Annotated in this window: 14 protein-coding genes, 1 tRNA gene and 2 pseudogenes; 11 read left to right on the top strand and 6 right to left on the bottom strand. The window is 70.7% G+C overall.

The window, feature by feature from the left end; genetic code table 11:
• Positions 1 to 14 precede the first annotated feature (14 nt).
• Positions 15 to 4352, top strand: coding sequence for an FtsK/SpoIIIE domain-containing protein (locus ACFO60_RS20055; protein ID WP_380842107.1), 4338 nt, complete (start codon positions 15 to 17; stop codon positions 4350 to 4352).
• Positions 4353 to 4389: 37 nt separating this feature from the next.
• On the opposite strand, the pseudogene ACFO60_RS20050 reads toward ACFO60_RS20055, so the two are convergent.
• Positions 4390 to 4557: pseudogene (locus ACFO60_RS20050) on the bottom strand (hypothetical protein); the annotation flags it as partial.
• Positions 4558 to 4904: 347 nt separating this feature from the next.
• Between ACFO60_RS20050 and ACFO60_RS20045 the strand changes: the two are divergent.
• A pseudogene (locus tag ACFO60_RS20045) lies at positions 4905 to 5189 on the top strand (tyrosine-type recombinase/integrase); the annotation flags it as partial.
• A 15-nt stretch (positions 5190 to 5204) separates the two neighbouring features.
• A complete protein-coding gene (locus ACFO60_RS20040) occupies positions 5205 to 5618 on the top strand; it encodes a hypothetical protein (RefSeq protein WP_380842104.1) in 414 nt (137 codons plus the stop codon).
• A 93-nt stretch (positions 5619 to 5711) separates the two neighbouring features.
• Here the strand turns inward: ACFO60_RS20040 and ACFO60_RS20035 are convergent.
• Positions 5712 to 5800: transfer RNA gene (locus ACFO60_RS20035), tRNA-Leu, on the bottom strand.
• Between the two features lie 177 nt (positions 5801 to 5977).
• Between ACFO60_RS20035 and ACFO60_RS20030 the strand changes: the two genes are divergently transcribed.
• From ACFO60_RS20030 to ACFO60_RS20020, 3 genes are all read left to right on the top strand, one after another.
• Positions 5978 to 7276 carry a M20/M25/M40 family metallo-hydrolase gene (locus tag ACFO60_RS20030; RefSeq protein WP_380842102.1) on the top strand — a complete coding sequence of 433 codons (1299 nt, stop codon included), beginning with the start codon at positions 5978 to 5980 and terminating at the stop codon, positions 7274 to 7276.
• Positions 7277 to 7459: 183 nt separating this feature from the next.
• Positions 7460 to 8314 (top strand): hypothetical protein, encoded by an 855-nt coding sequence (locus tag ACFO60_RS20025; RefSeq protein ID WP_380842100.1) that lies wholly within the window; start codon positions 7460 to 7462, stop codon positions 8312 to 8314.
• A 614-nt stretch (positions 8315 to 8928) separates the two neighbouring features.
• Complete coding sequence (locus tag ACFO60_RS20020; protein ID WP_380842098.1) at positions 8929 to 10635, top strand: chaplin family protein; 1707 nt, start codon at positions 8929 to 8931, stop codon at positions 10633 to 10635.
• 1251 nt (positions 10636 to 11886) lie between these two features.
• Here ACFO60_RS20020 and ACFO60_RS20015 read toward each other — a convergent pair.
• Complete coding sequence (locus tag ACFO60_RS20015) at positions 11887 to 12072, bottom strand: DUF5703 family protein (RefSeq protein WP_380842096.1); 186 nt, start codon at positions 12070 to 12072, stop codon at positions 11887 to 11889.
• A 242-nt stretch (positions 12073 to 12314) separates the two neighbouring features.
• On the opposite strand from ACFO60_RS20015, the gene topA reads away from it, so the two are divergent.
• Positions 12315 to 14981, top strand: coding sequence for a type I DNA topoisomerase (gene topA, locus ACFO60_RS20010; RefSeq protein ID WP_380842094.1), 2667 nt, complete (start codon positions 12315 to 12317; stop codon positions 14979 to 14981).
• A gap of 191 nt (positions 14982 to 15172) precedes the next feature.
• Here the strand turns inward: topA and efeB are convergent, their stop codons facing one another.
• The 3 genes from efeB to efeU form a co-directional block, all read right to left on the bottom strand.
• Complete coding sequence (efeB, locus tag ACFO60_RS20005; RefSeq protein ID WP_380842091.1) at positions 15173 to 16423, bottom strand: iron uptake transporter deferrochelatase/peroxidase subunit; 1251 nt, start codon at positions 16421 to 16423, stop codon at positions 15173 to 15175.
• 118 nt (positions 16424 to 16541) lie between these two features.
• Positions 16542 to 17681 (bottom strand): iron uptake system protein EfeO, encoded by a 1140-nt coding sequence (gene efeO / locus ACFO60_RS20000; protein WP_380842088.1) that lies wholly within the window; start codon positions 17679 to 17681, stop codon positions 16542 to 16544.
• Between the two features lie 62 nt (positions 17682 to 17743).
• Entirely contained in the window at positions 17744 to 18592 is an 849-nt protein-coding gene (gene efeU / locus ACFO60_RS19995; RefSeq protein WP_380842085.1) for an iron uptake transporter permease EfeU, read from the bottom strand.
• Between the two features lie 696 nt (positions 18593 to 19288).
• Between efeU and tmk the strand changes: the two genes are divergently transcribed.
• The 4 genes from tmk (at position 19289) to ACFO60_RS19975 (ending at position 25598) form a co-directional block, all read left to right on the top strand.
• Complete coding sequence (gene tmk, locus ACFO60_RS19990; protein WP_380842082.1) at positions 19289 to 21349, top strand: dTMP kinase; 2061 nt, start codon at positions 19289 to 19291, stop codon at positions 21347 to 21349.
• 247 nt (positions 21350 to 21596) lie between these two features.
• The gene (locus tag ACFO60_RS19985; RefSeq protein ID WP_380842080.1) at positions 21597 to 22778 is read left to right on the top strand and encodes a DNA polymerase III subunit delta'; all 1182 of its coding nucleotides are present in this window, start codon (positions 21597 to 21599) and stop codon (positions 22776 to 22778) included.
• Between the two features lie 140 nt (positions 22779 to 22918).
• Entirely contained in the window at positions 22919 to 23755 is an 837-nt protein-coding gene (locus ACFO60_RS19980; protein WP_380842337.1) for a PSP1 domain-containing protein, read from the top strand.
• 259 nt (positions 23756 to 24014) lie between these two features.
• A complete protein-coding gene (locus ACFO60_RS19975; protein ID WP_380842078.1) occupies positions 24015 to 25598 on the top strand; it encodes an alpha/beta hydrolase in 1584 nt (527 codons plus the stop codon).
• Positions 25599 to 25648 lie beyond the last annotated feature (50 nt).

Genomic DNA, 25648 nt, shown 5'->3' with positions numbered 1-25648 from the left:
AAGGAGCGACTGCCATGGAGTACGAGGTCACGATCGCCGACCAGGATGGGACCGCAGCGCCGATGCTGATCAGCGCGGGCGAGTCGGCCACCGTCCGGGGCCTGGTCGAGGCGATCGGCCGCACGCCGGACGCGCGGCTGTATCTGGAGTCGGAGTGGCTGCGGCCCGACCAGCCGCTCTCCGCCACCTCGCTGTGCGCCGGCGCTCGCCTGGCCTTCGCACCCTCGTCCGCTCCGGCGGCGGTTCCGGCGTCCCGTTGGGAGGCCGCCGTGGTGGGCGGGCCCGCCGCCGGGACCGCCGTGCCGTTCGGCGACGACGCGGCGGTGACCGTGGGCCGGGCGCCGGGAGCCGGGCTGGTGCTTGACGATCCCGAGGTCAGCCGACGGCACGCCGAACTGCGCCTGGGCCCGGACGGCACCGTGGTGGTCGCCGACGCGGGCTCACGCAACGGCGTCGGCTGGCGTGGCCACCGCATCGGCGCGGACACGCCGGTGCCCGCGGGTGACCTGGTGCGGATCGGCGAGTCCATGGTCACCGTCCGACCCTCTGCCTCAGGTGACGCCGAACTCGACCAGGCGGGTGGTGTGCGCCGGTTCAACCGCCCGCCCAGGATCGCGCCGCCACGGAGACGTCCAGAAGTGGCTGTTCCGTCCGCGCCCGATCAGCCGAAGGGCATCCGCTTCCCGCTGGCCACCGTGCTGCTGCCGCTCGTGCTCGGCGGAGTCGTCTACGCGCTGATGCCGAGCTCCGCCATGTTCCTGATCTTCCTGGCGCTGTCGCCGCTGATGGCCGTGGCCCACGTCATCACCGAACGCCGCAGCGGCCGCGGGGAGTACAAGGAGAAACGTCGCGCGTACGAGAGCGAGATGGACACCGTCCGGGCCAGGCTGGGCGCGATCGCGGTCGCGCAGGAGAAAGCCGCCCGTGAGGCGCTGCCCGACCCGGCGGCGGTGACGCGAATCGCGACCGGCCCCTCCAGCCGCCTCTTCGAACGCCGGCCGGACGACGACGACTTCGGGCGGTTGCGGGTCGGGCTGGCCGACCGATTGGCCGACGTCCGGCTCACAGGTCAGGGCGCGGACGCCGAGGAGCCGCCGACCGTCTATGCCGTCCCGGTGGCTCTCGACCTGGTCGCCGCAGGTGTTGCCGGGGTGGCTGGGCCGCGCGCGGCGATCCTGCCGATCGCCCGTGCGCTCGTCGCGCAGGCGGCGACGCTGCACGCGCCGCACGACCTCGGTTTTGTGATCTTCTCCGGTGAGGACACGGCACCGGACTGGGAATGGGCGACCTGGTTGCCGCACACCCTCCCACACCGGCCCGACCTGGCCTGTCGCCGGATGGTCGCTACCGATCGGGAGCTGGCGGAGACCCGGATCGCGGAACTGCTCCGGATCATGGAGGAGCGACGGTCCGGGCTGCGGAGCGGGGTCTCCAAGGGCAGGCGGCTCCTCTTGGTTCTCGACGGCGCACGCCGGGCGCGCAGCCTGCCCGGCCTGGCCGACCTGCTGGCCGAGGGGCCGGGTGTCGGCATCTACGCCGTCTGCCTGGACCGGGCGGAGTCCGATCTGCCCGACGAGTGCCGGACAACGGTCGTGGCCGACTCGTCCGGCGGCCGGGCCCGAGTGTCCGGAGCAGACCTCCCCGATGAGGAGGTGCTGACGGATCACCTGCCGCAGGAGCTGGCCGATAAGATCTCCGGCTCGCTGGCGCCGGTCCGGGTACTCGGCGCCCGGTTCAGCGAAGACGGTGACCTGCCCGAGCGGGTCCGCTACCTGGATCTCGCCGGGCTCGGCACTCGCCCGCACCGCGACGAGGTCCTCGCGCGCTGGGCCGCCCAGCCCAGTGGACGCGGCACCACGGCGCTGATCGGCGTGGACGGGACCGGCCCCGTGGCCGTCGACCTGCGCCGGGACGGCCCCCACACCCTGATCGCCGGAACGAGCGGTGCCGGAAAGTCCGAACTGCTGCAGACGCTGGTGGCCTCACTCGCCCTCGGCAACGAGCCCGACGCGCTGAACCTCGTCCTGGTCGACTACAAGGGCGGCAGCGCGTTCGCCGAATGCCGCGACCTGCCCCACTGTGTCGGCATGATCACCGACCTCGACGGCCGACTGGCCGACCGGGCCCTCGCCTCGCTCACAGCCGAGCTGCGCCGCCGGGAGACCATCCTGGCAGAGGCAGGGGCCAAGGACATCGAGGACTACTGGGCCCGCACCGGCGGCCGGTTACCCCGGCTGGTCATCGTCATCGACGAGTTCGCCACGCTGGTCGAGGAGCTCCCCGACTTCATTACCGGCGTCGTCGGAATCGGCATGCGCGGCCGGAGCCTCGGCGTCCACCTGGTGCTGGCGACGCAGCGTCCGGGCGGCGTCGTGAACGCGGACCTCCGCGCAAACGTCAACCTCCGCCTCTGCCTGCGGGTCACCCGCCCAGACGAGAGCACCGACGTCATCGACGTGTCCGACGCCGCCGGCATCTCCCGTCTCCACCCCGGCCGCGCCTACCTGCGCACCGGGCACGGCGACCTGTCGACCCTCCAGTGCGCCCGCGTCGGCTGGCCGAAAGACGACGCGCCGGACGCGCGGGCCCGCGCGGACATTGTCACCGTCGCTCGTCGCCGGATCACCGAACTCGGCCGGGCCCGTCTCGGAGACGGCTTGGCCGGCCCAGACGAAGGCCACGCCGGTGACACCGATCTGACAGCTCTCGTGACGGCGATCCGGGAGGCGGCCGAGCACAGTGGCGTCTCGGCGCCGCTGAGTCCCTGGCTTCCCCCGCTCCCGGACCGATTGACGATCCCCCTCGCTGAAGACGGCGGCCCTCCGCCCCCGATCGCCCACATCGGGCTCGCCGACCTGCCCGCGAGTCAGGCCCAGTCGCCGTTCCTGCTGGACCTGGAGCAGGCCGCACCCACCGTGATCGCCGGGATGGCGCGCAGTGGCCGCTCAACGACGCTCCGCACCCTGGCGGCCTCACTGGCCGCCGCCGGCAGCCCCGCCGACCTCCACCTGTACGTCCTCGACCACGGTAACCGCGCGCTGACCTCCCTCGAAGCGTTCCCGCACTGTGGCGCCTACGTCGAAGCCATGGAGACCGACCGCACCACACGGCTCCTCGACCTGCTGACGTCCCAGATGACGGAACGGGCCCAGATCCTGGCCGCCAACGGACACGCCTCGCTCCGCGAACAGCGCGCCACCGCCGCCCCATCCGACCGGCTCCCCTATCTGGTGCTCCTCATTGACCAGTACGAGTCCTTCCTCGCCCGGCACGCGGAAACCGACGGCGGCCGACTCGTGGAGACCCTCGACGGCCTGCTCCGGCGCGGCGCCGCGGTCGGCATCCTCATCGTGCTTACCACCGACCGTTCCGGCTTCACCCACCGCCTCGCCGGCACGGCCGCCACCAGGCTGGTCCTCCGGCAGGCCGATCGTGACGACGCGGCCGTATTCGGCGCCGATCCGCGCGCCATGTCCGCCACGCCCCCGGGCCGGGCGATGGCGATCCCCGCCGGGATGGAGGTGCAGATCGCCCTTCTGACCCCCGACCCGGACGGCGCCGCGCAGGCCGCCGCCGTAGAAGACTTGGCCAAACGCCTCACAGACCGCTGGGAGCGGCTACCGGCGACGGCCCGCCCCCACCGGATCGACCGGCTCCCCGTCTCGATCGACCTGGCCGCGCTCGAAGAACTGCGGGGCACGCGTGTGACGTCCACCCCGAGCACCTGCACGGTCGGCGCCGGCGGCGACCATCTGCGGCCGATCGACGTGGACCTCATGGACACTGACTCCGTCTTCCTGGTCTCCGGGCCGCCTCGTTCCGGCCGTAGCGCCGCGCTCGCGGCTATCGTCTCGTCGCTGCGCGGCCGTGAGAACGGCGAGCTCTCGGTCCTGCTCTGCTGCCCGCGCCGATCCCCGCTGATGGAACTCGCCGGCCTGCCCGGGGTCGTCGCTGCGCTGCACGGGTCGGCGATCGCAACGGACCTTGAGGAGACGATCGCCCGCACCCGCGGCTCGCTTGCGGTGGTGGTCGACGACGCGGAACGACTCTCGGAGGGCGTCGCCGCCGACGTCCTCGACCGGCTCGTCCACACCGCACGCGACGACGGCAACCTCGTCATCGCCGCCGGAACCACCGATGATCTGGCGACGTTCCGCTATCGCAACTGGATAGCCAGCCTGCGCCGTGCCCGTTCAGGACTGCTGCTCAACCCGACGTCTTACGTGGACGGCGAGGTCTTCGAGGTAAAGCTTCCCCGCTCGACGGGGGGCGGTCAGGTCGCGGGTCGTGCGTTGCTGATCCGGCGCGGGCAGAGCACGTCCGTCCAGATACCGCGGGTAGCTCCACGGTGACGCGGATCCCGCCGCCCGGGCGCGGCGTGAGGGTGAGCGTCCCGTCGTGGGCGCTGGTGATTGTGTTGACGATCGCCAGCCCCAGCCCGACCCTCGCGTGATCGGCGTGGATCCGCTCGACTCCCGCCGGAACGGTTCGGTCAGCGTCGACACTAACAGCCCGACGCAGGCGTCGGTCAGTCGAACAGGCGCACGACGAGCCCACAACTTCGCCGGCTTGGCGTACTGCGGGGGTGCTCCGTCACCCGGGCGCACTCCGGATGATCAAATCAGAGGAGGGTCAACGTGGCTGAGTAGAAGTCCCGACGACGATCGCCCGGCGAGGGAAGTGTCTTCGAGTACAAGCTGGCGAACGAACAGGCCCGGTACGGGATCAAGTTTCAGGTGCCGCAGGAGGACGGCAGCAACAAGGCGGTCCTCCGCCGGCGCGACGAGAACAACCAGCCGTGGACCACGAAGACGGCCGCGCAGAAGGCGCTCTGAGACGCCCTCGGCAAGATCGAGCGGAACGACTGGATCGACCCCTCCAAGTAGAGCGTCGGCGAGTTCCTCACGACGTGGGTCGAAGGGCACCGGAAGATCGGTGACTCGACGCGGGCGAGCTACAGCAAGAACATCCGCTTGCACGTCGTCCCGCACATTGGCGCCGTCCCGCTCGCCTCGCTCGCCCCGGTCCGGATCGCGAAGCTGTACCGCGAGCTGGAGACCTCCGGCCGCAAGGACCACAAGGCCGGCGAAGGCAGCCCGACCGTGACCCTGACGGTCTATGCGCACGTGATGCCGGGCAACCAGCGCGATGCCGCGACGCAGTTCGCGTCGCTCGTCGCCGAGGCGTGAGCCAGGATGGAGATCATGTGGAACGAGTGGGTCGATTTGGTCGCTGCCCTTGCTGGTCTTGCGGCGGTGTTCTTCGCGATCGTCGCGGTGCGACAGGCGTCCAAGCAGGCGGCTGAGAACATGGAGGCCCTGCGACTGGAGCGCCGGATCGACTTCGAGCTCAACGTTCTATCCCAGCTCGCCGAGTACAACGAGAAGGGCTCGAACGTCTTCGGGGCTGATGCCCGAGTGAGAACGCTCGCCGGCATGCTGCCCGAGGTGTTGATCCCACTCACCCGTTCTGCGGTATCCCTACCCAGTACGCCGGAGGCCGACGCGCGCACCCAGCAGGCGCGACCCGGGGCGTCGGAGGCCCGAGAGTCTCTCCGGAACGAGATCGCGGACGAGATCTACGAGGCGATCCAGAAGCGGCTGGAAGAGCGGAAGTGACCAGGCAAGTATCAGAGCGGTATCACGGGGCCGTTTCGGGGCCAGAGATGAAAATGCCCCGAGTCCGTGACCTGCACGTTCTCGGGGCTGATCTGGTGTCCGAGGGGGGACTTGAACCCCCATGCCCCGTAAAGGGCACTAGCACCTCAAGCTAGCGCGTCTGCCTATTCCGCCACCCGGACAGTGGTGCCTGCACGCTGGAACGTGTTCCCGCGTCGGCTGCACCAGGTTAGCAAACTCCGGGCACTCCTTCATACCGGTAACTGGGTGGGGAGGATGGGCTATGCCGGAGATGCCGGTCGGTGCCCCGGGGCGGCAGGATGGGGGTGTCAGCCGGTACTTGACCGAAGGAGCAGGGTATGACCGCGTTCAACGGCGAGGACGAGGTCGTCGAGCTGTGCCGCGACCTGATCCGCATCGACTCGACCAACGCTGGGGACAACGCGGGGCCGGGAGAGCGGGCCGCCGCGGAGTACGTCGCGGAGAAGCTCGCCGAGGTGGGCCTTGCGCCGCGCATCCTGGAGAGCGACGACAAGCGGGCAAACGTGATCGCCCGCATCGAGGGTGAGGACTCGAGCCGAGGGGCATTGCTGCTCCACGGCCACCTCGATGTGGTTCCGTTCGACGCGGCCGACTGGACGCATCATCCTTTGAGCGGGGAGATCGCCGACGGCTGCGTCTGGGGACGGGGCGCGGTGGACATGAAGGACATGGACGCCATGATCCTCGCGGTGGTCCGGCAGCGGCTCAGCGAGGGGCGCAGGCCGCCGCGTGACGTGGTGCTGGCTTTCACGGCGGACGAGGAGGCCGGGGGGCGGTATGGCGCGCAGTGGCTGTCCACCGAGCACCGCGACCTGTTCGAGGGGTGTACCGAGGCGATCGGCGAAGTGGGCGGGTTCAGCGTCTCGGTGGGCGAGGCCAGGAGGCTCTACCTGATCGAGGCCGCCGAGAAGGGCATTGCCTGGATGCGGCTCACGGCCGCCGGGCGGGCGGGGCACGGTTCGATGCTGAACAGCGAGAACGCCGTCACCGAGCTGGCCGACGCCGTCGCGCGCATCGGGCGTCATGAGTGGCCGGTACGGCTGACGCCGACCGTGCGCAGCTTCTTCCAGGAGGCCTTCGAGATCGAGTTGGAGGCCGAGGACGCCGAGGCGGCGGTGGCCAAGCTCGGGTCGCTGGCCCGGATGATCGGCGCGACGCTGCGGAACACGGCCAACCCGACGATGCTCGACGCCGGCTACAAGGCGAACGTGATTCCTCAAACGGCGACGGCGCACGTGGACGGGCGCTTCCTGCCCGGATACGAGGAAGAGTTCTTCGCCACCATCGACGACCTGCTGGGCCCCGGCGTGACCAGGGAGTTCATCTACCACGACATCGCGGTGGAGACCGCCTTCGACGGCCCCCTGGTGCGCGCGATGGCCGAGGCGTTGCAGGCGGAGGACCCGGGCGCGCGGGCCGTGCCGTACACGCTGTCCGGGGGGACGGACCTCAAGGCGTTCAGCCGGATGGGCATCCGGGGCTTCGGGTTCGCTCCGCTGAAGCTGCCCGCCGACCTCGACTTCTCCGGGATGTTCCACGGCATAGATGAGCGGGTACCGGTGGATTCGCTCCAGTTCGGAGTGCGGGTTCTTGACCGTTTCCTTGACGCCTGCTGACGCGTTCTTCGAAAAAGCGTTGCCATAACTTCAAGTGCTGCTACGGTTACTTTCCGTTGAGGGGTTGATCCCAGGGTCGTCCTGCGAGAGCTGGACGGTCGAGCAGTGCGGGGAGGTCACGTGGCACGCATGCCGGAAGGCCGGCGGAGGGCTCAGTCGCCCACCGTCGCCGGGTGTGTGCCCGTGACCGTTTCCGGCGATCAGATCCAGGCGATCGTGGCGCGGGAAGTTCGGATGGCACGGTTCGTGGCCGGCTCCCGGTTCGGTCGTCTGCTGGCCATCGGCGGTCTGATCGCCGTCGGCTGGTTCCTGGGTGTCGTCTTCGGCGCCGGTCCCGCGGCGGCGGAAGCTCGCGTCCCCGCGAGGCAGGTGGTGGCGAAGTCCGGCGACATGGTCGTGCCCGGCCATGCAGGAGCATCCGCCGATGCCGTGAAACGTCGTCATCCCGCAGTGGGCGCCGTCGAGCGTGGTCATCCGGCTGAGCCGGGTGGCCGGGCGGTGACCGCTGACGGGGGCATGTTCGGTGATGCGGGGACGCAGTACGGTCTTCCTGCCGAGCTGCGTGATCTTGCCGAGGGCCTCGACCCGCTGGGCCTTGGCAGGCCGGGCGGGTTCGGTGAAGCGGGTCGGGAAGGGGCGCCGACGGCCGGTTACGTTCGTGATGACGCTTCCGACGTTCCGGCGCGCCGCTCTGGGTCCGCAACCTCTCATGTCGCCACCGGGCCGGCTTCCGCCGGCGGTTTCCCCACGGTGCGCGTCGACGCCCCGGCCGATGCCAGGGCGATGGCTGGGAAGAGGGTCGATGGGCTCACAAGCCAGTCGAAGCCCGTCTCCCCCCGCCCCCCCACCGCCGACCACTCGGCAGGGGCCAATGGGTTCGTGCCCAGGGCCGGCTCCGGTCCGCTCGGGCCGGGCTTCGGGGATGTCGCGAGGTCCGTCTTCGACCCGCGGCTCGCGGTCGCGCCCGCTGTGATGGCGAGTGTGCCCACCCCTGTCGTCCGCCCGGCAGCGGACGACCCCTCTTTCTCTCCTGACTGACCCCGCCGCTGCGCCGGCCTCGGAGGCTTCACGCCGTCCGACCGGCTGCGGAACGCTGCGCTGATCTTCCCGCCAGGAGATCGTGCCGCCTCCGCGCGGGTGAAACGTCATCTCAGCATCGCGATGCTCTCGGGCTGATGCCCCCCGTGCGATCTCTGCGATCCGATCCCTTCGTTGCGTCGAGTCGGCGCAGGTGTGATCGGTGCAGGTGAGGTTCGCGTGATCGGCTCGACCCCATCGTCGTCATCGTCCCCCCGGTGATCGCGAAGGGCGGACCGGTCAAGGGCCGGACCGCCGTGGCCGGTGGCGTTCGCGCTCGACGCCATCGTCGGGCACATGCGCACCGACGCGATCGGACTCGGCTTCGCTGCCTCCCTGCGAAACGCCTGCGAAGCGATCCGTGCCCTCCACGGGTCGTGCGAACCGTGGTGATCGGAGAGGTCGGTCCGCTCGATCGTGCGGCTCCTGAGGCGCTTCCAGCGCCTCAGGGAGCTGCCCGGAGCATTTCGCGATGTGTCAGGAACTACTCCCCCCGAAAAATATCCAAGGAGCGATCTGTTATGCGGACGTGGGCGAAGGGCTCTGCCCCCGCGGCTCTACTCGCGGTAAGTGTCATGACCCTGGGCAGCGGCACCGCCGTGGCCGACACCTCCGGCACCGGTTCGGTGGCCGGCGGCAACCAGGTGAACCTTCCCATCACCCTCCCCATCGACATCAGCGGCAACGCCGTCGGCGTGATCGGCGAGTCCTCGGCCTCGTCCCGCGGCGGCTCGTCCGTCCAGGGCGGCTCCGGTTCCGCCGGCATCCAGGACAGCACGTCGGGCCGGCACAGCGTGCTCGGCGGCAATCAGGTGAACGCTCCGATCACCGCACCCATCAACGCCTGCGGCAACGCGGTCTCCCTGGTCGGGCGCTCGGACGCCGGCTGCCGGGGCGGCGCGACGGTGAAGAACGCCGGCGGCGGCGGTTCGGGCGGCAACAGGACCGACGGTCGGCACAGCGTGCTCGGCGGCAACCAGGTCAACGCGCCGATCACCGCGCCGGTGAACCTGTGCGGGAACGCCGTGGCCATCTTCGGCGAGGCCACGGCGGGGTGCAAGGGCGGCGCGTCGGTCGTCAAGGGCGGCGCGGGGCGTGGTGCCGGCGGCAACCACACCTCCGGGCATTCGTCGGTGCTCGGCGGCAACCAGGTCGTCGCGCCGATCACCGCGCCGGTCAACATCTGCGGCAACTCCGTCGCCCTCATCGGCGAGGCGTTCTCCGGCTGCCGGGGCGGTGCCCACGTCAAGGGCGGTCACGGCGGCAACGGCTACAACGGGCACGGCCCGCGTCCCGGCGGGGGCGCCGGCCACAACTCCACCGACGGGCGGCACAGCGTCGGCGGCGGCAACCAGATCGTCGCGCCGATCGTCCTGCCGATCCAGGCGTGCGGCAACGCCGTCGGTAACGGCAGCGCGGGCTGTCCGGGCGGCATCACGGCCCGTCCGGCCGGGTCCGGCAGCGGCGCGGGCGGCAACCGCACCTCCGGGCATTCGTCGGTGCTCGGCGGCAACCAGATCGTGGCCCCCATCACCGCGCCGATCAACGTCTGCGGCAACGCCGTGGCCGTGCTCGGCGAGGCCTTCGCGGGCTGCCGGGGCGGAGCTTCGGTGAAGGGCGGCGCCGGCGGCGGCGCGGGCGGCAACCGCACCGACGGCCGGCACAGCGTGCTCGGCGGCAACCAGGTGATCGCGCCGATCACCGCGCCGATCAACGTCTGCGGCAACGCCGTCGCCGTGCTGGGCGACGCGGCGGCCGGATGCCTGGGCGGCGCGCGTGTCGGCGGTGGCGCCGGGCGCCTGGCCCACGTGGCGCACGGCTCCGGGCAGGCTTCCAGCACGCAGGTGTCGAAGGCGGGTCTGCTGCCCGAGCTGCCGGTGGCCCCGGCCCTCCGTGGGCAGAGCGGGACGATGACGCGGCAGTCCGGCCCCGCGGGGGTGCAGCCGAAGGCCGACCCCCTGCCGCTGCTGCCGACCCTGCCCGGTCAGGCCGCCGGCGGCGCTCACAGCGGCGGGAACGACGGGCCGCTGGAGCAGGTCACCGGAACCGTGGCGAACAGCCCCGTGGGCGGGGTCGTGGCCAACACCCCCGTCGGCGGCGTCGTCGAGGGCAAGGCGGCGCGCGACCTGCCGGTCAACACCGGCCTGATGAGCGCCGAGCGGCCACTGGGCCTCACCGGCATGAACTCCGGCTCGCTGGTCGCCCTGCTGGCCGGCGCCCTGCTCGCGGCCTCGGCCACGCTGTTCGCGGGCACCCGCCGCCTCCGGCTCCGCCGGAGGTGATCTCCAGGCGGTCCCATCGTCGGGGGTGATCTCGGGACGGTTCCACCGTCAGGGGTGATCTTGGGACGGGCCACTGTCTGGGGGATCCCGGGACGGGAGGTCGTCCGGAGTGATCCTCGTGATGGGGCCCTGGTCCAGGGTGATCTCCAGATGGAGGTCGTCGTCCGGGGTGATCCTCGTGACATCCCGGTCCGGGGTGATCCTCGTGACATCCCGGTCCGGGGTGATCCGCGGGACGGGTCCTGGTCCGGGGTGGTCTCGGGATGGGGGCCTGGTTCGGGGTGATCTCCGGACGGGGCCGCTGTCCGGGGTGATCTCCGGACGGGGCCGCTGTCCGGGGTGATCTCCGGACGGGGGCACCGTCGCGGGGATCTTGGGACGGGGCCGCTGTCAGGGGTGCTCATCCGCGTCGGCGCGTTGTGAGACTGATCACTGTCGTTCGGCCTTGATGGCCGGGGATGATCAACATGGATCCGCGTCGGATATGGCCACCCGTTGACGTTCCGTCGCGAGTCGGACCCATGCCGAAGGTACTCGCTTCATAGACGCTCCGTCACGGGCCGAGCCCCACGGAGCCCCAGACGCCTCGCCGCTTGCGACAGCGGCCGTGGTGCCCGGCCGTTGTCGGGCTCGCGGTGAGGCAGAGATGCTTTGCCCGTTCCGGGGGCGCGGCCCGGAGCGGGCAAAGCCATGTCCGGAGGCCTGCCGATGCCGACGTGTCAGGCCGGCGCCGGAGGTTGCGATGAGTCGGCGCGTTCGCAGGTCGGCGCCGGGCCTTGGACCCGCTGGTCGGTGCCAGGGCCTGGACCCGCTGGTCGGCGTCGGCCCGGGGTTCCGCCGGTTGAGGCCGGTCCGCTGGTTAAGGGGCTGGTCCTGTGTCGGCGATTGGTCGTGGGTGCGCTGGCTGGTGCTGGTGCTGGTGCTGGTGCTGGGTTGCGGGTTTGCCGGTTAGGGCTGGTTCTGTGCTGGGTTGCGGGTTCCCTGGGCGGGGCCGGACTTATGTGGGCGCCGGGTTGCCGGCTCGCTGGTCGGGGCTCATCCTGCGTTGTTGCGGGGTGGTGCTGGGGCTGCGGGTTCGGCGGGTGGTGCCGGGGACGGGCCGAGCGTGCGCAGGTCGGCGCCTCGATGGCGGCTCGCCGTGGTTTCGCGCTCCCGGGCCGTCGCAGGATGGAGAGGGCGGTGTTCCGGGCTGAGGGAGGCGTTGTGGCGGGGGTAGCCGGGTCCGGGGGGTTACAGTTGCCTGGGCGGCGACTACAGTGTGCTGGCCACTCGCAGGATCTTGCGGCGAAGCCGTACGTACCGGCGGCCATCGGGATACAGCCTCAGGCGGTCCAGCTCCCAGTGTCCGTATTCAGCATGTTCCGTCAGCACTCGCCGGGCGGCTTCCCGGGTGATCCCGCGCGGCAGATACAGGTCCAAATAGGAGTACTCGAGCACAGCGGTTAGTCTCCGAAGGGTGTGCAAGGGGACGCTGGCACTCTCTGGGCTCTATTCTGCGTCCTCGTGGGTATCGGGTCCAGGTAGGTGGAACACCGGTAAGTGACCGGGTAGTCCGGCGGGGAGAAGTTTCCGGCGGCGGGTTACCTTCATGCCTGTGACGGTCACATAGGTCCGCCTCCCACGGCGGGCCGTGCGACATCGGCAGGGGAATGACAGCGAACAGCGAGGTAGGAAGCAGCGTGCCAGCCAAGGACGGCAACGCCGGCGGAACCCGCCTGGTGATCGTGGAGTCGCCTGCGAAGGCGAAGACGATCGCCGGGTACCTCGGGCGCGGCTACATCGTGGAGTCCAGCATCGGCCATATTCGAGATTTGCCCGAAAAGGCCGACGACATCCCCGAGAAGTTCAAGGGCGAGGCATGGGCCAGGCTCGGGGTGAACGTGGACAACGAGTTCGAGCCGCTCTACGTCGTCAACCCGGACAAGAAGTCGCAGGTCTCCAAGCTCAAGCAGCTCCTGAAGGACGCCGACGAGCTCTACCTCGCCACCGACGAGGACCGCGAGGGGGAGGCCATCGCCTGGCACCTCCAAGAGGTGCTCAAGCCCAAGGTGCCCGTGCACCGCATGGTGTTCCACGAGATCACGCCGCAGGCGATCCGGGACGCGGTGTCCAACCCGCGCGCCCTCAACCTCCGCCTGGTCGACGCCCAGGAGACCCGCCGCATCCTCGACCGGCTCTACGGCTACGAGGTCAGCCCGGTGCTGTGGAAGAAGGTCAAGCCGCGCCTGTCGGCGGGGCGGGTGCAGTCGGTCGCGACCAGGCTGGTCGTCGAGCGCGAGCGCGAGCGCATCGCGTTCACCTCCGCCGGCTACTGGGACCTGCGCGCGCTCTTCGACGTCGGCCGCGACGAGGATCCGCGCACCTTCGGCGCGAACCTGACCTCGCTGGACGGCCGCAGGGTGGCCCAGGGCCGTGACTTCGCGAGCACGGGAACGCTCAAGAGCGCCGAGGTCCTGCACCTGGACGAGCAGGCCGCCCGGGCGCTGTCGCAGCGCCTTGAGAACTCCTCGTACGCGGTCACGTCCGTCGAGAGCAAGCCGTACACGCGCAGGCCGTACGCGCCGTTCCGGACGACCACGTTGCAGCAGGAGGCCAGCCGCAAGCTGGGCTTCTCGGCCAAGTACACGATGCAGGTCGCCCAGAAGCTCTACGAGAACGGCTACATCACCTATATGCGTACCGACAGCACCACGCTGTCGGAGACCGCTCTGGCCGCCGCCAGGAACCAGGCGGTGCGCCTGTACGGCGCGGAGTACGTGCCTGACAAGCCCAGGGTGTACCAGAGCAAGGTGAAGAACGCCCAGGAGGCCCACGAGGCGATCAGGCCCTCTGGGGACGAGTTCCGCACGCCTGGGGAGACCGGGCTCACCAGCGACATGTTCCGGCTGTACGAGCTGATCTGGCAGCGCACGGTGGCCTCGCAGATGAAGGACGCCGTCGGCGAGGCGGTGAGCGTCCGCATCGCCGGCACGTCCAGCGCCGGCGAGAAGGCCGAGTTCAGCGCCTCCGGGCGGACGATCACCTTCTACGGCTTCCTCAAGGCGTACGTGGAGGGGGCGGACGACCCCTCTACCGACCGCGACGACTCGGTCAGCCGGCTGCCCAACCTGGCCCAGGGAGACGCGCTCAGCGCCCTGGAGCTGGAAGCCGAGGGCCACTCGACCCGCCCGCCGGCCCGCTTCACTGAGGCGTCGCTGGTGAAGGAGCTCGAGGACCGCGAGATCGGGCGCCCGTCGACGTACGCGTCGATCATCGGAACGATCCTCGACCGGGGCTACGTGTTCAAGAAGGGGACGGCGCTGGTGCCGTCGTTCCTGGCCTTCGCCGTGGTGAACCTGCTGGAGCAGCACTTCGGCAACCTGGTCGACTACGACTTCACCGCCGAGATGGAGAAGGTCCTCGACGACATCGCCAACGCCCGCGCCGAGCGGGTGCCGGAGCTGCGGCGCTTCTACTACGGCGGCCAGGGCGACGACGGGCTGAAGGAACTGGTCAGCGACCTGGGCGACATCGACGCGCGCGAGATCAGCTCGTTCGCGATCAAGGGCACGGACATCGTGATCCGCGTCGGCCGGTACGGGCCCTATCTCGACCGCGACGGGGCCCGCGTGAACGTCCCTGAGGATCTCGCGCCCGACGAGCTCACCGCGGAGAAGGCCGAAGAGCTGTTCACGCAGCCCAGTGGCGAGCGCGAGCTCGGCGTCGACCCTGCCAGCGGGCGCGTGATCGTCGCGAAGTCCGGGCGTTTCGGGCCGTACGTGACCGAGGTCCTGCCCGAGGAGGAGCCGCCGCCCGCCGAGGGCGCCAAGCGGAAGGCCAAGAAGGACGTCGCCAAGCCGCGTACGGGCTCGCTTCTCAAGTCGATGACACTGGACACGGTCACGCTGGACGACGCGCTGAAGCTGCTGTCGCTGCCGCGCGCGCTGGGCGCCATCGACGGCGAGGAGGTCACCGCGCAGAACGGCAGGTTCGGCCCCTACATCAAGAAGGGGACGGACTCGCGGTCGCTGGCCTCCGAGGACGAGCTGTTCACGGTCACGATCGAGCAGGCCAAGGAGCTGTTCGCGCAGCCCAAGCAGCGTGGCAGGGGGCGCGCGGCCGCCGCTCCGCCGCTGCGGGAACTCGGTGCGGACCCGGTCTCCAAGCAGCCGGTCGTGGTCAAGGAGGGCCGTTTCGGCCCGTACGTGACCGACGGTGAGACGAACGCGTCGCTGCGCAAGGACGACTCGGTGGAGCAGATCACGATCGAGCGTGCCGCCGAGCTGCTCGCCGAGCGCCGGGCGCGCGGGCCGGCGCCGAAGCGTCCGCGGGCCAAGGCGGGCGCGAAGGCCGGCGCCAAGTCCTGATATTTCCGTGTGCGTGGGGCGTCGCCGGTACGGCGGCGCCCCTTGCCGTTCCGGGGCGTGCCGGAGAGCTCGGCGCGGCTCGGAGCATGGGCGAGGCCAGGGGGACGGCGTCGGTAGCGCTGAGGAGGCGCAGGGACGCGCGGAAGGCTTTGTGGGGGCAAACCCAAGGCCGGGCGGGCCCGGCTTGTGGGTCAGGCGAACAGGGAGCGGCCCCAGTGGTCGCCCGCGTCGCGCAGGCCGGGCGGACAGGCGAACAGGCCGCTGGAGATGTGCTTGATGTACTCGTTCAGCGTGTCCTTGCGCGCCAGTTCCATCTGAATCGGGACGAACTGCTTGTGCGGATCGCGCTGGTAGGAGATGAAGAACAGCCCCGCGTCCAGCCGCCCGAGCCCGTCGGAGCCGTCCACGTAGTTGTAGCCGCGGCGCAGCAGACGGGCGCCCCCATGCGTGGTGGGGTGCGCGAGCCGGATGTGGGCGTCCATCGGGATCACCGGTGTGCCGTCGGGCTTCTTGGCCGCGAAGTCGATCTGGTCGAACTCCTTCTTCTTGCCCAGGGGCGCGCCCTCGCCCTTGTCGCGGCCGAAGATCTCCTGCTGCTCCGACAGCGAGGTCCTGTCCCAGGTCTCGATGTTCATGCGGATCTTGCGGGTGACCATGTAGCTGCCGCCGGCCATCCACGCGGGGCCGTCCCCGGGGGCCGCCCACAGGTTGTCCCTGAGCATGGCGGCGTCCTCGAGCTTGAGGTTGTTGGTGCCGTCCTTGAACCCCATCAGATTGCGCGCTGTGGCCTGGGCGCGCGAGGTGGAGGACGTGCGGCCGAAGCCGAGCTGGGACCAGCGGACCGACACCTTGCCGAAGCCGATGCGGGCCAGGTTGCGCACCGCGTGCACGGCGACCTGGGGGTCGTGGGCGCAGGCCTGGATGCAGATGTCGCCGCCGGAGATCTCAGGCCGCAGGTCCTCGCCGGGGAACTTCGGCAGGCCGGCCAGAGCCGCGGGCTTCTTGGCGGCGAGGCCGAACCGGTCGTCGAACAGCGACGCGCCGAAGCCGATGGTGATCGTCAGACCGGAGGCGGGCAGGCCGAGCGCCTCGCCGGTGTCGTCCGGCGGGGCCTCCTCCGCGCCGCCGACGGCGCCGAACGTCCCCGCGTCCTTGCCCTGGGTCATCCGTGCCGCCGCCGCCGTCCACTCCTGCAGCACCTCGATCAGCTCGTCGCGCTTCTTGGTGATGACGTCGAAGCTGACGAAGTGCAGGCGGTCCTGCGCGGGGGTGACGATGCCGGCCTGGTGTTCGCCGTAGAAGGAAACCGGGTCCGCGGTGGAGGCGGCCGCGGCGGGGGCCGGGCTCTCCATCGCGGTGCGAGTCGCGAACGCTCCCGCACCGGCGGCGGCGACTCCCGCGGCACCGATGCCGAGCAGTTTGCGCCGGTTGATCTGCGTCATCGTGTCTCCAGTCCGCGGGAGCCGCCCGGGTGCGCGGAGCCATGGAACCCGTTGGAGCCGCGCCGGCCGCCGGTGGCGCCGGGAGCCTCGGGTTCGGGCCGCGCGCCCGCAGGCCGGATCACTTGGCCACCACTGCGGCGACCTTGCTGATCGGCTCGGCCAGCGCGTTGATCGCGTCGGAGAGCTCCTTCAGATCGTCCTTGGACAGTTCGGTGTGCAGCTTCCATCCGTCGCCGTCGCGGTGCTTGTCCAGGGCGGCCTCGGCGGCGGCGAACTTCTCGTCGAGGGACTTGGCGAGGGCGGGGTCGCGCTCGTCCAGTACGGGACGCAGCGCGGAGACGGCCGCCTGCGACCCTTCGAGGTTGGCCGCGAAGTCCCACAGGTCGGTGTGCGAGTAGCGGTCCTCCTCACCGGTGATCTTGCTGGTGGCGACCTCGTCGAGCAGCTCCTTGGCGCCGTTGGCCAGCTTGAGCGGGGGGACCTTCTCGGCGGACGCCCGCTCGACGATCTTCTTCACGTCGGTCATCAGCTTGTCGGCGATCGGGCCGTCCTTGCTGATGTCCTTGGTGATCCAGAGATCCTTCTCGATCTTGTGGAAGCCGGTCCACTCTTCGCCCTTGGCCACGTCGCCCTCGCGGGCGTCGATGGCGGGGTCGAGGTCGCCGAAGCTCTCGGCGACCGGCTCGATGCGCTCCCAGTACGTCCGCGCGATCGGGAACAGCGCTTTGGCCTTGCCGGCGTCGTCCGCCTTGACCGCGTCCACGAACTCCTGGGTCTTGGTGAGCAGGGCGTCGGTCTGGCTCTTGACGTACCGCTGGTAGTCGGTGCTCGCCTTGGCGAGCTTGGCGTCGTCGCTGAGCGGGACGGCGGCGCCGCTGACCTTCAGCGGGTTGCGGATGCCCTTGCCGACCATGCCCGGCTTGCACGCCGTCTCGTAGGCGCCCGCGGGCAGTTCGATCAGCACCTCGCGGGTGAGGCCGGGGACGATGTTCTCGACCTCGCCCATGACCCGGTCGCCGGCCGCGTACACGTAGAACTCGGTGACCTTGGTGCCGCCGTTGGTCACCGCGAACGTCGAGGTGCCGGCGGGCAGGTCGGTCGTGGAGATCTTGCAGTCGGTGTCGGAGGCGGCGACGCTGATCTTCTTGGGCTCGCCCCCGGCCTGGGCGGCCGTGCCGCCGCCACCGCCCGCCGAGGAACACGCGGTGAGCCCCGCCAGGGCCAGCACGCCGGCGGTGAGGACGAGGGGGGTGCGCATGTTTCTCCAGTTCGCGAGGTTGACGTTGAGATGTTCCGGCCGCATCACGGCGTGAGGCGTGATCACGACGAGGTGGACGCGGCGGCCGTGGACGCCGCGCGGGTGGCGTCCTTCTTGCGGGGCGGCATGAGGAACAGCACCAGCACGGGCACCAGGTAGGCGCCCCAGGCGATCGTCTCCAGCACGCTGGGCTGCGGGGTGAAGTTGAACATGCCGCTCAGCAGGGTGGTGTACCAGGCGTCCGGCGGAAGGGCGCCGGACAGGTCGAACGCGGGACCGGTCAGCACATGCACCACGCCGGCCTCGATGAGGTCGTGCACGCCGTACTTGAAGATGCCCGCCGCCACGATGATCAGAAGCAGGCCGGTCCAGGTGAAGAACTTGGTGAGGTTGATGCGCAGTGCGCTCGCGTACAGGCCCCAGCCGAGCACGACCGCGGTGGCGAGGCCGAGCAGGATGCCGATGAGAGGGGTGGCGCTGGTGGTGGCGCCCTGGGCGGCGGCGAAGAAGAGCAGCGCGGTCTCGAGGCCCTCGCGCGCGACCGCGAGGAAGGCCATCACCACGACCGCTGTCGCGCCGAGGTTGAGCGCCTCGCTGAGCTTGGCGCGCAGGTCGCCGGACATGCGGCGGGCCGCCGTGCGCATCCAGAAGATCATGAAGGTCACGAACACGGTCGCGGCCAGCGAGGCGATGGCGTCGAAGAGCTCGTGCGAGCGGGAGTCGAGGTTGGCGGCGGTGAAGGTGAGCAGCGCGCCGAAGGCGACGGACAGGGCGACGGCGGCGGCCACCCCGGCCCACACGAGCGGCAGCCGGTCTCGTCGGTCGCTCTTGACGAGGAAGGCGACCAGGATGGAGACGACGAGAGTCGCCTCAAGGCCCTCCCTCAGACCGATGAGATAACTGGCGAACACCACGACTCCCTGACACGTACTTAGCCTTACCTAAATTAGGACAGACTTACCTTAGCCTTGGCAAGGGCGTGCTCGGCGGCTGGGGTGGCCCTTCTAGGGGCCGCCGTACGCCGTGCCCTCGTCCTCGGCGTCCAATTCCCACGATCGGCGCGGAAACGCGCTCTCGCAGGCAAAGGCTGAGGCGGCGGGAGCGGCCATGGAGGCGGCGCACGTTCGTCGGGACGTCATCCTCCCGCGGGGACCGCGTTCAGCGCCGCGGAGCCGTCCGGGTGGCCCGGCGGTGACACTTGAGTGGCCAGAGTGCCGCTCGGGACACCGAGCCGAGCCACAGGCGTCTTCCGGTACGCGTTCGCGTGGACGCGGCGCGGTCGGTGCGACGTGTTCGCGTGGACGCGCCGCCGTTGTGACGCGTTCGCGTGGACGCGGCGCGGTCGGTGTGACGTGTTCGGGTGGAGGCGGCGCGGAGGCGTCATGGGTTCGCGTCGATGTCCGCGCGGCGCGTGGTGCGGGCGTGGCGCCGGGGGAGCGGCCGGGCAGGTGAGCGCGTCGGCCGACCAGGAACCTGTCCTACTTTTCGCTACGTCTTTCCTGCAGGGGACAGGGGGAGGTAATACCCTCAGGTGAATGACAGGCGGGTGATTCCGTCTTGTGTTCGATTCATTCCATGCCCAGCGAGCACCTGGATACGCTGACATCATGACCACCTCCGGCCGGTCCGCCTCGCGTCGCAGACCCCCCCATGTGCTGGCGAACGCCCCCTTCCGCCGGCTCTGGACGGCCATGGCGGTCTGCAGCCTGGGTGACTGGCTCAACATCATCGCGATCACCGCGTTCGCGGCGTACCTGACCCAGGACGCTGGGTACAAGGCGCAGAGCCTCGCCATCGGCGGTGTCTTCGTCATCAAGATGCTGCCCGCCATCGTGCTCGGACCGCTCGCGGGCGCGTTCGCCGACCGGTTCGACCGGCGCATCGCCATGTTCCTGGCCGACCTGGCGCGGTTCGCGCTGGTGCTGTCGATCCCGCTGGTCGGCAGCTACCAGTGGATCATCGTCGCGACGCTCCTGGTCGAGTGCGTGAACCTCTTCTGGGTGCCCGCCAAGGACGCGACCGTCCCGAACCTCGTGCCCAAGGACAGGCTGGAGGAGGCCAACCAGCTCAACCTGCTGGTCACGTACGGCACCGCGCCGGTCGCCGCGGCGCTGTTCGCCGTGCTGTCGGTGAGCGTCGAGGTGCTGGGCAAGGCCGTTCCCGGCATGGCCTGGGAGCCCGCCCAGCCCGCCCTGGTGCTCAACGCCGTCGCCTACCTGATCTCCGCCTTCCTGATCTTCACGCTGAAGAGCATCCCCAAGGGCCACGTCGCCACCGTCGCCCCCCCGTCGGTGCTCCGTCAGATCGTCGACGGCTGGCGCTTCGTCGGCGCCAACCGCATGGTCCGCGGTCTGGTCATCGGCATGCTCGGCGCGTTCGCCGCCGGCGGCGCGGTCATCGGCGTCGCCAAGGTGTACGTCGTCACGCTCGGCGGCGGCGACGCCGCGTACGGCACGGTCTTCGCCGCGGTCTTCGTCGGCATGGCCCTCGGCATCTTCTTCGGCCCCCGCCTGCTGAGCGAACTGTCACGGCGGCGCCTGTTCGGGCTGGCGATCGTCACGGCGGGCGTCGTCCTGGCCGGCACCGCACTGATCCACAACCTCGTGATCGTGGTCATGCTGGTCGTCGTGCTCGGCGCCTGCGCCGGCATCGCCTGGATCATCGGGTACACACTGATCGGCCTGGAGGTCGAGGACGGCATCCGCGGCCGCACGTTCTCCTTCCTGCAGTCCATGGCCCGGGTGACCCTGCTGCTCGTGGTCGCCGTCGCCCCCGCGCTCGCCGGCGTGTTCGGCGAGCACGTCATCTCGGTCGGCGCCGGCCTCGACTACCACTTCGACGGCCCGAACCTCGTCATGCTGATCGGGGCCCTGGTCGCGATCGTCGTCGGCGCGCTCGCGCTGCGCCACATGGACGACCGGCGCGACGTGCCCATCGCCTCCGACCTGATGGCCGCCCTCCGGGGCGAGCGGTACGCCCCCGAGCCCGCCGAGCAGTCGCACGGCATGTTCATCGCCTTCGAGGGCGGTGAGGGCTCGGGCAAGACCACCCAGTCGAGGCTGATCGCCATCTGGCTGCGCGACCAGGGGTTCGACGTGGTGCAGACCCGCGAGCCGGGCTCCACCAAGGTCGGCATGCGGCTGCGGGCCATCCTGCTCGACTCGGCCCACCAGGGGCTGTCCGCGCGCTCTGAGACCCTGCTGTACGCGGCCGACCGCGCCGAGCACGTCGAGAAGGTCATCAGGCCGGCCCTGCACCGCGGCGCGATGGTGGTCTGCGACCGGTACGTGGACTCCTCGCTGGCCTACCAGGGCGCCGGCCGCGAGCTCGACCAGCAGGACGTCGCCAAGGTGAACTCCTGGGCCACCGGCGGGCTCGTCCCCGACCTGACCGTGCTGATCGACGTGCCGCCGTCGGTCGGGCTGACCCGCATGGCCTCGCCGGCCGACCGCATCGAGGCCGAGCCGCTGGAGTTCCACGAGCGGGTGCGCCGTGAGTTCCGCGCGCTGGCCGCCGCCGACCCCGACCGCTACCTCGTCGTGGACGGGCAGGGCACCCAGCAGGAGATCTCCATGGTGATCCAGGACCGCGTCCGCGAGATCCTGCCCGACCCGGTCCCCCAGGAGACCGAGGCCATCACCGGCACGATGCCCGCCATCCGCGACTGAGCCGCAGCGTGATGGCCGCCACCCAAGACACCTCCGCCGCCCCGCGCACGAGACGCGGTGCGCCGTCCGCCGCCCCGCGCACAAGACCTGGTGCGCCATCCGCCACCGGGGCGAGGATCCGCGGTCAGCGGCCGGTCTCTGGCCTGGTGGCCGTCAGCGGGGCGAGGTTCCGCGATCGGCGGGCCGTCTCTGGCGGGATGTCCGTCGCCGGGGCGACGCCCCGTGGTCCGCGGCTAGTCTGGCGTCCGTGACAGTCTTCGACGACCTGGTCGGCCAGGACGAGGCGGCGGACGTGCTGGGACGCGCCGCGGCGGCCGCCGCCGAGGCCCTCAAGGGAGGGCGCGGGGCCGGCATGACGCACGCCTGGCTGTTCACCGGCCCCCCGGGGTCGGGCCGTTCGGAGGCCGCGCGAGCGTTCGCCGCGGCCCTGCTGTGTCCCGACCAGGGCTGCGGTCACTGCGACATGTGCCACCAGGTCGCCATCGGCTCGCATCCCGACGTCGAGACCGTGCGGCCCGAAGGGCTGTCCTACAGCGTCAAGCAGACGCGTGAGCTGGTGCTCCGGGCGTCCGGGGCTCCGACGCTGGGCCGGTGGCGGGTCATCCTCTTCGAGGACGCCGACCGTTCCACGGAGGCCGCCGCGAACGCGCTGCTCAAGGCGATCGAAGAGCCGCCCCCGCGTACGGTGTGGCTGCTGTGCTCGCCGTCTCCGGACGACATGGTGATCACGATCCGGTCCCGGTGCCGGGTGGTGACGCTGCGCACTCCCTCCACGGCCGCCGTCGCGCACGTGCTCACCACGCGCGACAGCGTGCCGCCCGAGACGGCCGTATTCGCCGCGCGGGCCACGCAAGGGCACGTCGAGCGGGCGCGACGGCTCGCCCTCGACGACGAGGTGCGCCGCAGGCGTGAGGCCGTCCTGTCGCTGCCGAGGTCGCTCACCGGGGTCGGTGAGTGCATCGACGCCGCCGAACGCCTGGTCAAGACCTCGGCCGAGGACGCCTCGGAGGCCACCGCGCATCTCAACGAGGCCGAGACCACCGAGCTGCGCAAGATCTACGGCGAGGGCTCGTCGGGCAAGGGACTCAACAAGGGGCTGGTCCGGGGCGGCGCGGGCGCGGTCAAAGACCTCGAAGACCGGCAGAAGTCGCGCGCGACGCGCATCAAGCGCGACTCCCTCGACATCGCGCTCCTGGATCTGGTCGCCTTCTACCGCGACGTTCTCGCCGTGCAGTTCGGGGCCGAGATCGAGCTGTCCACGGACGACCGCAGGGACGACCTGGCCGCGCTGGCGGGTTCGAGCTCACCCGAGGACACCTTGCGGCGCATCGACGCGATCATGCTGTGCCGCGATCGGCTGGCCGCCAACGTCAACCCCCAGATCGCCGTCGAGGCCATGACCATCTCCCTCTGGCGTCCCCGCGTCTGACCTTCCCGCCGTCGCACCCAGGTCGCTCGCGCTGGGCCAAGTGTTGCCTTTCGCGACCGATCTGCGCGTAATGTGGGCCGGAAGCGCGAGTGCTGGCCGTATCGAGCGTGACGGCGAGGAGGCGGAGGCGTTCCGTGGGCATGATCATGGCGGTGAGCTTCACCCGCTACGGAAGGCTGTACTACCTCGATCCAGGCGGGCATAGTCCCAAGGTCGGCGACAAGGTGCTCGTCCCGACCGACGCCGGGCCCGAGGTCGCCGAATGCGTGTGGGCGCCGCAGTGGGTCAGCGACGACATCGAGGGCCTGCCCGTCTGCGCGGGAGTCGCGGGCGAGCAGCAACTGGAGCGGGACGAGGGCAACCGGCGGCGGCGCGCCGAGGCCCGCAGCGTGTCCAAACGCCTCATCAAGCGGCACGAGCTGCCGATGAAGATCGTCGGCATCGACTACCTCGACGCCGAGAACGTCTACACCGTGTACTTCTCCGCCCCTCACCGGGTGGACTTCCGCGCGCTCGTCCGCGACCTGGCCCGCAACCTGCGGGCCCGTGTGGAACTGCGGCAGATCGGCCCGCGCGACGAGGCCCGTCTGCAGGGAGGCATCGGCCCTTGCGGCCGCGACCTGTGCTGCGCCACGTTCCTCAAGGACTTCGAACCGGTCTCCGTCCGCATGGCCAAGGACCAGGACCTTCCGGTCAACCCGCTGCGCATCGCCGGGGCCTGCGGGCGGCTGATGTGCTGCCTGAAGTACGAGCACCCGCTGTACCAGGAGTTCCGCTCGTCGGCGCCGCGCGTGGGACTGACGGTCGACACGCCCGAGGGCGAAGGCACCGTCGTCGGCCACAACGTGCCGTCCGACTCGGTCGTCGTGCGCCTGAACGACGGAGGGCGCAGGTGCGCCTGCTCGCGGGCGAGCGTATGCGCGCCGCGCAAGCAGCATGACGCGAGATACGGCGGACGGGATACCGTCGAGGAGTGAAAGCCCACATGGGCGGGGTACAACCTAAGCGCCGAGCAGTTGATCAACGGGTGGTGTTCGGCAACGGGGGACGGCCGGCATGGCCTCTGCGACAGAGGCCGTCGGGCCGTCGGTGACGAGGGCCGGCGTGCTCGCCGTGACGAAGACGGCGGTCGGCAGGCGGTGACAGAGCAGCGGCCGGCAGGCTCGCTGTGACCAACAGGGGCCGGTTGGCTCACTATGACAAAGACGTCTACAACGGGGGATTGGTGGCGGCGCGATGATGCGCTTTTCCGGCGCGGGCCGTACGGCTGCCGCACTTGCGGCGGCGACGCTGTTGGCCTCGGCCTGCTCGGCGACGGGCGAAACAGGAACCCGCGCGGGCGGGCCGTCGCCGGCCGATCCCCCCGCCGCGACGCAGGCCACCGGAGACGCCACCAAGGCGCCCTCCGCCGCGCTCGCGCCCTTCTACACGCAGAAGATCGCGTGGGCGCCGTGCAAGGACGGCTTCCAGTGCGGCAAGCTCGAGGTGCCCCTGGACTACGCCAACCCGTCCGGTGACCGCATCAAGATCAGCGTGATCCGGCTGCCGGCCACCGGGAAACAGCGCATCGGGTCCATCCTCCTCAACCCGGGCGGCCCGGGAGGATCCGGAGTCGAGTACGCCCGCGCCGCCAAGACCGTGCTGACGCCCAACATCGTCTCCCGGTTCGACACGGTCGGCTTCGACCCGCGCGGCGTCGGCGAGTCCGCGCCGGTCCACTGCCTCTCCGGCCCTCAGCTCGACAAGTTCATCGGGCTGGACGGCACCCCGGACGACTCCGCGGAGGTCAAGGCGCTGGCCAAGGGCGCCAAAGAGTTCGCGGAGGGGTGCGAGGCCAAGTCCGCCAAGCTGCTCCCGCACGTCGGCACCGCCGACGCGGCCCGCGACATGGACGTCCTGCGTGCCGCCCTCGGCGATCAGGGCATGACCTATCTGGGCAAGTCGTACGGCACCTACCTGGGCGCCGTCTACGCCGATCTGTTCCCGAACAAGGTCCGCGCCCTGGTGCTGGACGGCGCCATCGACCCCGCACTGGCCCCGGTCCCGACGGTCAACGCCGCCCAGGCGCGCGGCTTCGAGGTGGCGTTCCGCTCGTTCCTCGCCGACTGCTTCAACCAGACCTCCTGCCCGTTCTCGCCCAGGACCACCGACGCGGCCCTGGCGCAGCTGTCGACCCTGCTGAAGACCGCCGACCAGCATCCGTTGCGCAACAACACCGGCGACAACCGCAAGATCGACGAGTCGTGGACGACCCTCGGCATCGTCACGGCCCTCTACGACAAGCGCTCGTGGCCCGTGCTGCGCACCGCTCTGGGCCAGGCCTTCCGCGGGGACGGCACGACGCTGCTGAGGCTGGCCGACATCCTGGTCGACCGCCACCAGGACGGCCGCTACTCCAACCAGACCGAGGCCAACATGGCCGTCAACTGCCTCGACCACCCGTACCCGCGCGACACCGCCGCCTACGAGAACGCCGCCCGCGCGGCGCAGCAGGAGTCGCCGCACTTCGGCGCCTACGTGATGTGGGGCTCGCTGCCGTGCGAGTACTGGCCGGTCAAGCCCGCGGGCACCGACAAGCCTCTGAAAGCCGCCGGCTCGCCCCCCATCCTTGTCGTCGGCACCCAGCGCGACCCAGCGACGCCGTACGAATGGGCGAAGGCGCTGGCCTCGCAGCTGTCCTCCGGCGTGCTCCTCAGCTACGACGGCGACGGCCACACCGCCTACCGCACCGGCTCCTCCTGCGTCGACGCCGCCGTCGACCGCTACCTCCTGACCCTGACCACTCCCACGTCCGGCACCCTCTGCCCCAAGGTCACCTGACCACCCACCACCGGCCCAACGCCGGCGTAGCGCCGGCCGATCACCCGTCC

The organism is Sphaerisporangium dianthi (genome assembly GCF_042654065.1).
GTDB lineage: Bacteria > Actinomycetota > Actinomycetes > Streptosporangiales > Streptosporangiaceae > Sphaerisporangium > Sphaerisporangium dianthi.
This window is presented reverse-complemented; position numbering and strand designations above follow the sequence as displayed.

What these genes read in the sequence shown, in the direction of transcription:
- ACFO60_RS20020 (WP_380842098.1), top strand. Translation starts at nt 8,929, where the DNA reads ATGACCCTGGGCAGCGGCACCGCCGTGGCCGACACCTCCGGCACCGGT.
- efeB (WP_380842091.1), bottom strand. Translation starts at nt 16,423, where the DNA reads ATGACGCAGATCAACCGGCGCAAACTGCTCGGCATCGGTGCCGCGGGA.
- ACFO60_RS20055 (WP_380842107.1), top strand. Translation starts at nt 15, where the DNA reads ATGGAGTACGAGGTCACGATCGCCGACCAGGATGGGACCGCAGCGCCG.
- tmk (WP_380842082.1), top strand. Translation starts at nt 19,289, where the DNA reads ATGACCACCTCCGGCCGGTCCGCCTCGCGTCGCAGACCCCCCCATGTG.
- ACFO60_RS19975 (WP_380842078.1), top strand. Translation starts at nt 24,015, where the DNA reads ATGATGCGCTTTTCCGGCGCGGGCCGTACGGCTGCCGCACTTGCGGCG.
- efeO (WP_380842088.1), bottom strand. Translation starts at nt 17,681, where the DNA reads ATGCGCACCCCCCTCGTCCTCACCGCCGGCGTGCTGGCCCTGGCGGGG.
- ACFO60_RS20040 (WP_380842104.1), top strand. Translation starts at nt 5,205, where the DNA reads ATGTGGAACGAGTGGGTCGATTTGGTCGCTGCCCTTGCTGGTCTTGCG.
- ACFO60_RS19980 (WP_380842337.1), top strand. Translation starts at nt 22,919, where the DNA reads ATGATCATGGCGGTGAGCTTCACCCGCTACGGAAGGCTGTACTACCTC.
- ACFO60_RS20030 (WP_380842102.1), top strand. Translation starts at nt 5,978, where the DNA reads ATGACCGCGTTCAACGGCGAGGACGAGGTCGTCGAGCTGTGCCGCGAC.